An 11,989-nucleotide genomic window follows, 5' to 3' on the forward strand; every position below is an offset into this window, starting at 1 on the left:
TTGATGGCCGTGACGGAAGCAAATCACTGGCCCTGTGCGCAGTGCGGGGCCGACCTGCGCTATGCGCCGGTTCAGACCGAGTTGAAATGTGACCATTGCGGCTTTGTCCAAGCCATCCCCGCCAAAGCCCCGCGCCAGAAGGCGAAGGCTTTGGCTGAACACGATCTTGCCAAGGGTCTATCGGATGACCTGCCGGATGCCGCCAGCGACGAGGTGCGCTCTACCTCTTGCCCGAAATGCGGCGCTGTGGTGGAGTTTCAGGGTGCCAATCACGCCACCCAATGCCCGTTCTGTGCGACGCCCGTGGTGGTCGATACTGGCAGTCATCGCCGGATCAAACCGCAGGCTTTGGTGCCGTTTGAGCTAACGGAAAGCCAAGCGCGCACCGCCTTGAAAGGCTGGCTGGGCAGCCTGTGGTTCGCGCCGAACTCGCTGCTGGAATACACCCGGGCGGGTCGGGCAATGGCGGGGATCTACGCGCCGTTCTGGACCTTTGACGCCGATACCGACAGCCGCTATCGCGGTCAGCGCGGCGAGTATTACTACGAAACCCAATGGGTGAATGTCACCGTCAACGGCAAGACCGAGCGGCGGCAGCAACAGGTGCGCAAGACGCGCTGGCATGCGGCCTCGGGCCGGGTGTCGCGGGATTTCGACGATGTGTTGGTGATGGCCTCCAGTAGCCTGCCCGCAAGGTTGGGCAATGATCTGACGCCGTGGGATTTGGGGAAACTGCAGCCCTATTCCGCCGATTACCTCGCGGGCTTTCAGGCCGAGGGCTATACGGTTGGTTTGGCGGATGGCTGGGGCAGCGCGAAAGCTGTGATGGCCGGGGTGATCGAGGGCGATGTGCGCCGCGACATTGGCGGCGACGAGCAACGGGTAGACTCGGTTGATACCGATTACAGCGCCGAAAAATTCAAGCATGTCCTGCTGCCGATCTGGATGGCGGCCTATAAATACGGCGGCAAAAGCTATCGGTTTTTGGTGAACGGCCAGACTGGCGAAGTGCAAGGCGAGCGGCCCTATAGCGCATGGAAGATCGCGTTTGCGGTGCTGGGCGCGGTTATTCTGGCGGCAGGGGCGGCTTATCTTTACGATCCGTCGATCTTTGGACTGTCGCGGCCGGATTGGATGAACTGATCTGATGGTGGGCTGGTTGACTCTCGGCACCTTGCGCGCGATAGGCGAAACAGCAGTTCTGGGCATCTTGGGGGCCAATCCGTGACCGATCTTTCCCGCGTTCTTCACCATGCCCGCATCGCCGAATTGCCAAACCCCTATTTCGGCAAGGTCCGCGATTGCTACGATCTGCCGGCGACGGCGGACCAACCTGCGCGGCGGATTTTGATCTCGTCCGACCGGATTTCGGCGTTTGACCGGATTTTGGCGGCGATCCCGTTCAAGGGCCAGGTGCTGACCCAGATGGCGCGGTTCTGGTTTGACCATACTGCCGATATTTGCCCCAATCATGTGCTGGCCTACCCCGACCCGAATGTGGTGATCGGCAAGCTTGTCACAATCCTTCCGGTGGAAGTGGTGGTGCGCGGCTATCTGGCGGGGACGACTTCGACCTCGGTGCTGACGCAATACAAAAAGGGCGCGCGGGCGATGTATGGCCATGTGCTGCCCGATGGTTTGCGCGACAATCAGGTGTTGCCTGCGCCGATCATCACCCCGACCTCGAAGGCGTTTGACGGTGGGCATGACGAGCCTTTGACGGCGCAAGACATTGTTTCGCAAGGGCTGTTGACCGCCGCGCAATGGGCGGATGTGTCGGCCAAGGCGCTGGCCTTGTTCGCGCGCGGGCAGAAGATGGCGGCAGAGCGTGGATTGATCTTGGTGGATACCAAGTATGAGTTCGGGCTGGACGCCGATGGCAATATCCTGATTGCCGACGAGATTCATACGCCGGATTCCAGCCGATATTGGATCGCCTCAGGCTATCAAGCGGCGTTTGAGGCGGGGTCGCGGCCGCCGAGTTTCGACAAGGATGTGATCCGGTCTTGGGTCGGCGCGCGCTGTGATCCTTATGTCGATGACATCCCGGAAATTCCAGCGGACATCATTCAGGCGACTTCGAAAGTCTATATTGAGGCGTTCGAGGCGATCACCGGGCAAAAATTTGTGCCCGATCTGAATGGGGCGACCCCGCTGGAGCGTGTGCGGGAAAATCTGAAACCCTATTTCGTGTAAGCGTATGTTTGCGCTAACAGGGGCCTGTCGTGTAATCTCGCGCAAACGCGCAAGGAGGCCGTGATGATTCTGTCCTGTGGTGAAGCCCTGATCGACATGCTGCCGCGCATATCGACTTTGGGTGAGGCTTCTTTCGCGCCCTACGCGGGCGGGGCGGTGTTCAACACGGCGATGGCTTTGGGGCGGCTGGGCGCGCCTTCGGGGTTTTTCTCAGGGGTGTCGAACGACATGCTGGGCGAGATTTTGGCCGATACTTTGGCCACGTCAGGCGTGGATACTTCACTATGCGCGCGGTCAGATCGCCCGACCACGGTGGCGTTCGTCAAGCTGGTGAATGGGCAAGCAACCTACGCGTTTTATGACGAGGGCACGGCAGGGCGGATGCTGGCGCTTTCGGATTTGCCCGTGTTGGGGGATGAGGTTGAGGCGGTGTTTGTAGGTGGGATTTCATTGGTGAATGATCCGGCGGCGAGCACCTATGAAGCGCTGCAGGCGCGCGAGGCCGCGAGCCGTGTGACGATGATTGATCCCAACATCCGACCCGGCTTTATTGCAGGTAAAGAGGTGGAATATCGCGCGCGGATCGAGCGGATGGTGGCGCGGGCGGATATTGTGAAGCTGTCGGATGAGGATCTGCACTGGCTGGAAGGCGAAGGTGATCTGGTTGGATTGGCGCGCGGGATTCTGGCGAAGGGGCCGAAGGTGGTGTTCATCACTGAGGGGGCTGCGGGGGCGCGGGCGGTGACGGCGACGCAGGATCGGTTTGTCGCGGCGCAGAAGGTGACGGTGGTCGATACTGTTGGCGCGGGGGATACGTTTAACGCCGGGGTTTTGGCGGCGTTGCATCAGGCGGGGGCGTTGTCGAAGGCGCGGGTGGCGGGGCTTTCGGATGCGGAGCTGGACAGCGCGCTGAGTTTGGGGACGCGGGCGGCGGCGGTGACGGTGTCTCGGGCGGGGGCGAACCCGCCTTGGGCGAGTGAGCTTTGAGGGCGCTGCTGCAGCGGGTTTCTCGCGCGTCTGTCTCGGTAGATGGCGCGGTGGTGGGGGAGATTGGCGCGGGGTTGCTGATCCTGATCTGTGCGATGCAGGGCGATACGGAGGTTCAGGCGGATAAGTTGGCGGCGAAGATTGCCAAGCTGCGGATCTTCAAGGATGCGGGCGGCAAGATGAACCTGTCGGTGAAGGATGCGGGTGGGGCGGCGCTGGTGGTGTCTCAGTTCACCTTGGCTGCGGATTTGCGCGGCAATCGGCCGGGGTTTTCTTATGCGGCGGCACCGGAGGAGGGGCGGCGGTTGTATGAGTATTTTTCCGGGCGGATGGCGGCGGAGGGGATCGTCGTCGCCCGCGGGATTTTTGGCGCGGATATGGATGTGGCCCTGAACAATGATGGGCCGGTGACGATCTGGATGGATACCGATGATTTGTGAGGGTCCCAACTCGGGACCTTTTTTTAGTGTTTTTATTCAGAGGCTTGGGGTAGCCGAATTAAGGAATTTTTAATGTTTGCGCCATTTGCAGGCGTTGAATTGGGGGTTTCACACCCCCAAACCCCCGTGGAATATTTAAGCCAATGTGAAAGCAAATTTTAATCAAATTGTAGGAAGTTCATGCTGCGGCGCGCCCTACCCCGCCATCGCTTTCTCCCTTTGGGATTTTTCTTACTTGATCGCTTCGGCGCATTCGATCAGCGCCGACATCGAGGCTTTTGAGCCTGCCAACGAGTAATCGCGCACGGCATCGCCGTTTGCATCGCGCAGATGGGCGGTGCGGCCCTGCGCGATTTCGACCAGAAGCTTCACCCCCTTGTCGCTGTCGGGCAGATCGAACAAGGCGGAGTTTCCGGTCAGGGTCGCGTTGGACAGGCTCCATTCGCCGCGCCGGTCAATCTCGACTTGCAGATCCGCCGTCTCGCCCTCGGTGAAGTTCCAATCGGTCGAATAGAATTGCAGCCGCACCGATTGGTCCTGAAACACCCAGATCGTGAAGCTTTCCGAGCCTTCGTCCACCGCCGCCTGACAGGCAATCCCGCCATCGTCAAAGCTATTGACCGCCACCATCCAGTTTTTGTGCTGGAACAGGGTTTGTTGTTCGGCTTGCGCCCAATTGGGGGCCAGACCAAGGCCCAACATCACCGCACCAACGCCGATTTGCCAAAGGTTCATCGCGATCCTCCTCACGTTTCTGTGAAAAGGATCAGCGAGAATCCGCCGTTCCGCAAATGAATTTGGCTGTCATCTTGCCGCAGGCTGCGGTTTACAACGCAGGGTTTAGGGCTTTTCCAGCCAATCCCAGCTTTGGCTGAACACACCCAAAACCGCACCGACGGCCTCGGCCGAGGCAGGGCCGGTGGCCGCGAGTTTGGCGACCAGACCGCGCTTCTTGTCCTCGACCACGGATTGCACGGTGACGGGCAAGCCAGCCTCGGCCAAGGCCGCATTGTAAATGCGGGTGATGGCAAGCCGGCGCAGATCGGGTTTGAAGACCTTGCCAACGGCGGTTTTCGGCAGTTCTGGCAGGATTTCGATGTATTTCGGCTGGGCCGCACGCTCGGCGATATGGGCTTTCGCGTAATCCATCAGATCGGCGCTGGTCAGCGTCGCGCCTTTGGTGAGTTCAACATAGGCGCAGGGCAATTCGCCGGAATGCCCGTCGGGCTGACCAATTGCCCCGACGAAACCTACGCCTTCGCAGCCCATCAGCGCCTCTTCGATGATGGCGGGGTCGATGTTGTGGCCGCCGCGAATGATCAGATCCTTGGCGCGGCCCGTGATGTAGAGATAGCCATCAGAGTCGACGCGGCCCAGATCGCCGGTGCGCAGGAAGATGCCATCGGCAAACAGATCGCGGTTCTTATCCAGCTCGGTATAGGTGGAGCCGGGGAAGACGCCGGGGTTGGAGACGCAGATTTCACCGACTTCATCGACCTCGCAGATGCGGAAACCGTCGGGGGTTTTTTGCAGGATGCGCAGTTCGGTATGCGGGAAGGCAAGGCCGACCGAGCCGATCTTCTTCGCACCATCGGGCGGATTGACCGAGACGAGGCAGGTGCATTCGGTCAGGCCGTAGCCTTCGACGATTTGCACCCCGGTGATTTTCTCAAAGCGGTTGAACAACTCGATCGGCAGCGGGGCAGAGCCGGAGAAGGCGCCGCGCAAGCTGTCGATCTTGGCGTTGACCGGTCGTTGCAGCAGGGCGGAAAGTGCGGTGGGCACGGTGACAAGATAGGTCACCTGCCAGCGTTCGATCAGCTTCCAGAGATTGTCGAACACGCCCTCGCCCCGGTAACCTGCAGGGGTGGGGAATACCACATGTGCGCCAGATGCGATCATTGACATCAAGATCGGGTAGGCGGCGAAGACGTGGAACAACGGCAGCGGGCACATCACGATGTCGGTTTCGCGGAACAGCAGGCGGCCACCGAGCCAGCCGTTGTAGATCATGCCAGAGGCACGGTGCTGGGCGACCTTGGGCATGCCGGTGGTGCCACCGGTGTGGAAATAGGCGGCGGTGTGATCTTTGGTGCGATCCGCGAAGCTGAGTTTGTCGCCGGGATGGCGGGCGCATTCGGCGTTAAAATTCCGCACGTTGGCCGCGTGTTTGTGCGGATTTTTCGGCCGCACGAAGGGCACGATCCAGCTTTTCGGCGGGGTGAGATAGCCGTTCAGATCGACTTCCAGCACGGTCTTGACGCTGGGGGCATGGGCCACGGCCTCGGCCACCTTTTGCGCCAGATCGGTCTTCGGGAACGGCTTCAGGGTGACGACGACTTTCGCCCCGGTTTCGCGCAGGATCGACGAGATCTGCGCGGGCTCCAGCAGCGGATTGATCGGGTTGACGATGCCTGCGGTGGCACCTGCAAGCAGGGTGACGGCGGTTTCGAGAGCGTTGGGCAGCACATAGGCGACCACGTCATTCGGACCGACGCCAAGGCTGCGGAACAGGTTGGCGGCCTGGGTGACTTTTGCGTGCAGCTGATCCCAGGTCAGTGTTTTGGCAGCATCGGTGGGGCCGGACAGCAGTTGATAGCTGATCGCGGGGCGCGCGCCGTGCTTGGCACGGGTGCGCGACAGAAAATCATAGATCGAATGCGCGATGTCGCGGTTTTCCCACGATGATTCAGCCTCAATGGCCTTGAGGTCTGCGCGTGATGCGAAGCTTCCCATAGTGTTCCTCCCCCGTCTGTTCTTCGGATACCGGGCCATTCTGTTGCGGCCTCGATGCGGTCAGGATGGGGAAGTTTGTCGGACGGAGCAAGGAAAACCGCGCCCGGAAACGCAACGTCAAAGCTTAGGCGGCCCCGTCGGTGAATTGCAGCTTGGCAAGGCGGGCGTAGAGACCGCCCTGGGCGACGAGTTCATCATGGGTGCCTACGGCGGCGATGCGGCCCTGATCGAGCACGACGATGCGGTCGGCGCGTTTGACGGTGGCGAGGCGGTGGGCAACGACGATGACGGTGCGGCCTTTGGACAGATGATCGACGGCGGCTTGTACGGCGCGTTCGGATTCAGCGTCGAGCGCGGAGGTGGCTTCGTCGAGCAGCAGGACGGGGGCGTCGCGCAGGATGGCGCGGGCGATGGCGATGCGTTGTTTCTGGCCGCCCGACAGCATAACGCCGCGCTCGCCGAGGTAGGTTTGGTAGCCGTTTGGCAGGGCTGTGATGAAGTCGTGGGCGGCGGCGGCTTTTGCGGCGGCTTCGACCTCGGCTTGGGTGGCGTCGGGGCGGCCGAAGCGGATGTTGTCCAAGGCGGAGGTGGCGAAGATAACGGGGTCTTGGGGGACGAGGGCCATGGCAGAGCGGAAATCTTGGCGGGCGAGGGATTTGAGGTCTTGGCCGTCGAGGGAAAGGCTGCCGGATTGCGGGTCGTAAAACCGCATCAAGAGTTGCAGGACGGTGGATTTGCCAGCGCCCGAGGGGCCGACGAGGGCGACGGTTTCGCCAGGTTGGACGTGGAGCGAGATGCCGTGCAGGGCGGGGGCGTTGGGGCGGGCGGGGTAGTGGAAGGCCACGTTGTTTAGGGTGATGGCGCCTTTGACGGGTTTTGGCAGGGTGGCGGGGCGTGCGGGTTCGACGACGGGGTCGGTGGCGTCGAGCATTTCCACAAGGCGCTCGGTTGCCCCTGCGGCGCGTTGGAGTTCGCCCCAGATTTCGGAGAGCGAGCCGACTGCACCTGCGACGAGGACGGCGTAGATCACGAACTGCACCAGTTGACCGGGGGTCATGGTGCCGTCGCGGACATCGCGCGCGCCCATCCAGAGGACGCCGACAACGCCTGCGAAGACGAGGAAGATCACGATCACCGTCATCGCGGCGCGGGTGGCCATGCGGGTTTTGGCGGAGATGAAACTTTGCTCGGAGACGGCGGCGAAATCGGCGCGGGTCAGGGTTTCGTGGGTGAAGCTTTGCACGGTTTGCACGGCGGAAAGGGCTTCGGAGGCTTTGCCGGAGCTTTGCGCGATCCAGTCTTGGTTCTCGCGGCTTTGGTTGCGCAGGCGACGACCCAGAATGACGATGGGGATGATGATGGCGGGGACGATCAGCAGCACGAGGCCGGTCAGTTTGAACGAGGTCAGGCTCATCAGCACCATGCCGCCGAGGACGGTGAGCATGTTGCGCAGGGCGACCGAGACGGAACTGCCGATCACCGACAGGATCAGGGTGGTGTCGGTGGTGATGCGGCTAAGCACTTCGCCTGTCAGGATTTTCTCAAAATACGCGGGGCTCATGCCCATGACGCGATCAAACAGGGCGCGGCGGATGTCGGTGACGACACGCTCGCCCAGACGGGTGACGAAGTAATAGCGGATGCCGGTGCCCAGCGCCAAGGTGGCGGCGATCAGCAAGGCCGCGCCGAAGTATTTGTCGACAAGGCCAAGGTCGCCCTCATTGAAGTTGTCGATCACGCGACGGACGGCCATGGGCAGGATCAGGCTGACCGAGGCAGTGAGGATCAGCGCAAGGCCAGCGGTGATCATCATCGGGCGATACGGGCGCAGGAAAGGCCAGAGGCCGCGCAGGGCACCGACTTTTTTGGACTTTGCGCGTTGTTCGGTGGTGGTGTCGGCCATGATCTCGCCCTTGTTAGCTTGGTCAAGCGTCTAAGGCCGCGCGGGCTGGGCCGCAAGCGGCGCTATGTCGCGTGGGCTTTTGGTTGGGCGGGGGCCGAACCGAAAGAAAACTCTGCGGGGCAGAGTTTTGCGGTGAGTTGCTCATTAGGCTGAAAGCCGTTGAGCAAGGGGTGTTGTGCCACAAACCGACAGTTGGAAATAGGGGCGCGCCTGACTGGGCTGGCGCATTTCGCGCCTGCCGGGGGCAGGCAGGCGCGCCCCGATTTGTTTGGGAACAAATCGGGCAAGAACGGCGGGCGTGGTGTCATTGGCAGATCGCCAGAAGATGACTGGCCCCCTTCCCCACCGTGGCGGCCCGTGGCAGGTTGCGGCAAACAGGGGGCTGATATGGTCGATTTCTTCACTACTTCAGATGGCGCGAAGCTGGCTTACAGCGATGAGGGCGAAGGTTTGCCGCTGCTGTGTCTGGCGGGGCTGACGCGGACGATGGCGGATTTCGACTATTTGCGCCCGCATGTGTCGGGCGTGCGCTGGATTCGGATGGATTATCGCGGGCGGGGGGCAAGTGCTTGGACGGGGGCTGCAACCTACACCGTGCCGCAAGAAGGCAAGGATGCGCTGGAGTTGCTGGATCACTTGGAGGTTCAGCGGGCGGCGGTGTTGGGCACGTCTCGCGGTGGGTTGATCGGGATGCTGCTGGCGGTGTTGGCGAAGGATCGGCTGCTCGGGCTGTGCTTGAATGACATTGGGCCAGTGATCGAACGCAAGGGGTTGGAGCGGATTTTCGACTATGTCGGGCGCAATCCGTTTGTGAAAACCCATGCGGCACTGGCAGAGCGGTTGCCCGGCGCGATGCCGGGGTTTGTGGTCTCGCCCGAGCGGTGGGCCGAGGAGGCGCGGCTGCATTACACCGAGGGGCCGGAGGGGTTGCGGATCACCTATGATCCGGCGCTGCGCGAGAGTTTTCTGGCGGGGTTTGAGGGGCCGGTGGGCGATGCCTGGCCGTTGTTTGATGCCTGCGTCGGGCTGCCTTTGGCGCTGATCCGGGGGGCGAACTCGGATCTGTTGAGCATGGCGGCGGTGGCTGAGATGCAGAAGCGGCGCCCGGACATGATTTTTGGGCAGGTGCCGGATCGGGCGCATATTCCGTTTCTGGATGAGCCGGAGAGTTTGGCGGTGATCGGAGCGTTTCTGGCGGCTTGTGGCGCGAAGGTGGGCAAATGAATATCGAGATGATCCGGGCGGCGGCGAAGCGGCTTGAAGGCCATGCGCGGCTGACGCCTTTGCTGAATGCGCCGCTCTTGGACCGCATTGCCGGGCGGCGGGTGCTGGTAAAGGCAGAGTGTCTGCAATGGACCGGCAGCTTCAAGTATCGTGGCGGCTGGGCGGCGGTGTCGGCGTTGCGGGATGCCAAGGGGGTGATTGCGTTTTCCTCGGGCAATCATGCGCAGGGGGTGGCTTTGGCGGCAGCCCAGCACGGCTTGCCCGCGGTGATCGTGATGCCAGCGGATGCGCCGAGCGTGAAGATTGAGAACACGCGGGCTTATGGCGCGGAGGTGGTTCTCTATGATCGCGAGACCGAGGACCGCGATGCGATTGGCGCGGCACTGGCTGCCGAGCGCGGCTTGGTGCTGGTGAAGCCTTATGACGAGCCGGAGGTGATTGCGGGGCAAGGCTCGGTTGGGCTGGAGATTGTGGCGCAGTTTGAGGCCGGCTTTGGCGGTGAGGCGGAGGTGCTGACCTGTTGCGGTGGCGGGGGGTTGACGAGCGGCATCGCGCTGGCCTGTGAAGGGCGGTTTCGGGTGCGCACCGTGGAGCCTGCGGGGTTTGACGATGTGGCGCGGTCTTTGGCAGCGGGCGCGCGGCTGCGGAATACAACATTGGCGGGGTCGCTCTGCGATGCGATTGTGACGCCGATGCCGGGCGAGATCACCTTTCCGATCATGCAGCGGCTGTGCGGGCCGGGGTTGGTGGTGAGCGATGATGAGGCTTTGCGGGCGATGGTGCTGGCGTTTCAGCACCTGCGCATCGTGCTGGAGCCGGGGGGTGCTGTGGCGCTGGCGGCGGCTTTGTTCCACGACGGATTGCCGGATACGGTGATTGCGGTGGCCTCGGGCGGCAATGTCGATCCGGCGGTGTTTCAGGGCGCGATGGAGCGGTTTGGCTGATGTTGGTCTATCTCGACGATATCCGGTTGAATGCCGAGGTCTCGGGGCCGGTGGGCGGGCCTGCGGTGGTGCTGTTGCATGCGTTGGGGACGAACCTGACGATCTGGGATGAGGTGGTTGGGCTATTGCCCTCGGGTTGCCGGATTTTGCGGTTTGATCAGCGCGGGCATGGGCTGTCGGACGTGCCAGAGCCGCCCTATGCGATGGGGGCGCTGATCCGCGATGGCGAGCGGATGATGGCGCATTTCGGGATGCGGGATGCGGTTGTCGTTGGTTTAAGTTTGGGCGGGCTGGTGGCGCAGGGTCTGGCGGTGAAGCGGCTGGATCTGGTGCGCGGCATGGTGTTGTCGAATACCGCCGCCAAGATCGGCTCGGCGGCGATGTGGGGCGAGCGGGTGGCTTCTGTGCAGGCTGACGGGCTCGCGGCTTATGCGCCGGGGGCGATGGAGCGGATGTTTGGGCGGCGCTGGCGCGAGGTGGCGGGGATGCCGCGGGTGCGGGCGATGTTGGAGGGCACGGATCCGCGCGGCTGGGTGGGCTGTGCGAGTGCGATTGCCGGGACCGATTTTTATACGCCGACGGCGGGGCTGACCTTGCCGACGTTGGCGATCGCCGGGGTGCTGGATGGCACGACGCCGCCGGATCTGGTGCGCGAGACGGCGGATTTGATCTTGGGCAGCAGGTGGCATCTGATGCGCGGGGCGGGGCATCTGCCGATGGTCGAGAAGCCAGCCGAATATGCCGGGGTGATTGCCGAGTTTTTGCGCAGCATTGGTCATGTTTGAGGTTGTGCTGGTGCATGGTGCCTGCCACGGCGCTTGGGCTTGGGGTCGGGTGATCCCGGCTTTGGCTGCCTTGGGCGTGACGGCGCGGGCGGTGGATTTGCCGGGGCGTGGCGAAGCGACCTCGCTCGGGGCGCAGGTGGAGGCGCTGGTGGCAGGGTTGCGCGTGCCGAGCGTGTTGGTGGGGCATTCGGCGGGCGGGTTTGCGATTACAGGGGCGGCGGTGTCGCCTTTGGTGCGCGGGTTGATTTATGTCTGCGGCTATATGCCCGAGGCGGAGCGGTCTTTGGCAGAGATGCGCCGGGGCTGGGAGCAGCGGCCTTTGGATGGGGCTTTCGTGGTGGACCGGGCGCGCGGGGTGTTTGGCTTTGATCCGGCGCGGGCTAAGGATTTATTTTTTCATGATTGTGCGGATGAAAGCGGGCGGTTGTACCTTGAGGCTTTGGAGCCGATGGAGACGGCGCTTGCGGATGTGACGGCGGCTAAGGCGCTGCCTCGGGGGTATATTGCCTGTCTGGACGACCGGGCTATTCCGCCAGCGTTTCAGGCACATATGGCGCGGGGGATTGCGATGCAGAGCGCGTTGCCTTGCGGGCATTCGCCGTTTTTGGCGATGCCGGAGCGGTTGGCGGCGGAGATTGCCGGTATGATGCGGGCCTTTGGGTGAAGCGTTGAACTGGGTGTTTCACACCCCCAGACCCCCGTGGGATATTTGCGCGCAGAGGATGACAATTTTAATCGAATTGTCAGGGAATTGGTTTATGTCAGGCGTTCGTT

Annotated in this window: 11 protein-coding genes; 8 read left to right on the forward strand and 3 right to left on the reverse strand. The window is 62.4% G+C overall.

Annotated features, from left to right (window positions below; all coding sequences use genetic code 11):
- Positions 1–3: 3 nt before the first annotated feature.
- The 4 genes from U1A24_RS05685 to dtd all read left to right on the forward strand — a co-directional run bounded on the left by U1A24_RS05685 (position 4) and on the right by dtd (position 3,623).
- Positions 4–1,143: a primosomal protein N' (replication factor Y) - superfamily II helicase gene (locus U1A24_RS05685; protein WP_416173461.1), complete on the forward strand. Its 1,140-nt coding sequence runs from the start codon at positions 4–6 to the stop codon at positions 1,141–1,143.
- 81 nt (positions 1,144–1,224) lie between these two features.
- Complete coding sequence (locus U1A24_RS05690) at positions 1,225–2,196, forward strand: phosphoribosylaminoimidazolesuccinocarboxamide synthase (protein WP_322321005.1); 972 nt, start codon at positions 1,225–1,227, stop codon at positions 2,194–2,196.
- 63 nt (positions 2,197–2,259) lie between these two features.
- Positions 2,260–3,183, forward strand: a complete 924-nt coding sequence (locus U1A24_RS05695; RefSeq protein ID WP_322321006.1) for a carbohydrate kinase — start codon at positions 2,260–2,262, stop codon at positions 3,181–3,183.
- Positions 3,180–3,623 (forward strand): D-aminoacyl-tRNA deacylase, encoded by a 444-nt coding sequence (gene dtd / locus U1A24_RS05700; RefSeq protein ID WP_322321007.1) that lies wholly within the window; start codon positions 3,180–3,182, stop codon positions 3,621–3,623. Before U1A24_RS05695 ends, dtd begins: the two co-directional genes overlap by 4 nt.
- A 231-nt stretch (positions 3,624–3,854) precedes the next feature.
- Here dtd and U1A24_RS05705 read toward each other — a convergent pair whose 3' ends face one another.
- The 3 genes from U1A24_RS05705 to U1A24_RS05715 all read right to left on the reverse strand — a co-directional run bounded on the left by U1A24_RS05705 (position 3,855) and on the right by U1A24_RS05715 (position 8,262).
- Positions 3,855–4,358 (reverse strand): hypothetical protein, encoded by a 504-nt coding sequence (locus tag U1A24_RS05705; RefSeq protein WP_322321008.1) that lies wholly within the window; start codon positions 4,356–4,358, stop codon positions 3,855–3,857.
- A gap of 105 nt (positions 4,359–4,463) precedes the next feature.
- Positions 4,464–6,359, reverse strand: a complete 1,896-nt coding sequence (locus U1A24_RS05710; RefSeq protein WP_322321009.1) for an acyl-CoA synthetase — start codon at positions 6,357–6,359, stop codon at positions 4,464–4,466.
- A gap of 124 nt (positions 6,360–6,483) precedes the next feature.
- Positions 6,484–8,262, reverse strand: a complete 1,779-nt coding sequence (locus tag U1A24_RS05715) for an ABC transporter transmembrane domain-containing protein (protein ID WP_322321010.1) — start codon at positions 8,260–8,262, stop codon at positions 6,484–6,486.
- 387 nt (positions 8,263–8,649) lie between these two features.
- Here U1A24_RS05715 and U1A24_RS05720 point away from each other — a divergent pair, with 387 nt between their 5' ends.
- Genes U1A24_RS05720 through U1A24_RS05735 form a run of 4 tightly spaced genes read left to right on the forward strand, consistent with a single transcriptional unit; the run spans position 8,650 to position 11,879 of the window.
- Complete coding sequence (locus tag U1A24_RS05720; RefSeq protein WP_322321011.1) at positions 8,650–9,486, forward strand: alpha/beta hydrolase; 837 nt, start codon at positions 8,650–8,652, stop codon at positions 9,484–9,486.
- Positions 9,483–10,430, forward strand: a complete 948-nt coding sequence (locus U1A24_RS05725) for a threonine/serine dehydratase (RefSeq protein ID WP_322321012.1) — start codon at positions 9,483–9,485, stop codon at positions 10,428–10,430. The genes U1A24_RS05720 and U1A24_RS05725 overlap by 4 nt, the downstream gene beginning before the upstream one ends.
- Positions 10,427–11,215 carry an alpha/beta fold hydrolase gene (locus tag U1A24_RS05730; protein ID WP_322321049.1) on the forward strand — a complete coding sequence of 263 codons (789 nt, stop codon included), beginning with the start codon at positions 10,427–10,429 and terminating at the stop codon, positions 11,213–11,215. The genes U1A24_RS05725 and U1A24_RS05730 overlap by 4 nt, the downstream gene beginning before the upstream one ends.
- Positions 11,208–11,879 carry an alpha/beta hydrolase gene (locus U1A24_RS05735; protein WP_322321013.1) on the forward strand — a complete coding sequence of 224 codons (672 nt, stop codon included), beginning with the start codon at positions 11,208–11,210 and terminating at the stop codon, positions 11,877–11,879. Before U1A24_RS05730 ends, U1A24_RS05735 begins: the two co-directional genes overlap by 8 nt.
- Positions 11,880–11,989 lie beyond the last annotated feature (110 nt).

The sequence above is a fragment of the Cypionkella sp. genome (assembly GCF_034376685.1).
Taxonomy (GTDB): domain Bacteria; phylum Pseudomonadota; class Alphaproteobacteria; order Rhodobacterales; family Rhodobacteraceae; genus Cypionkella.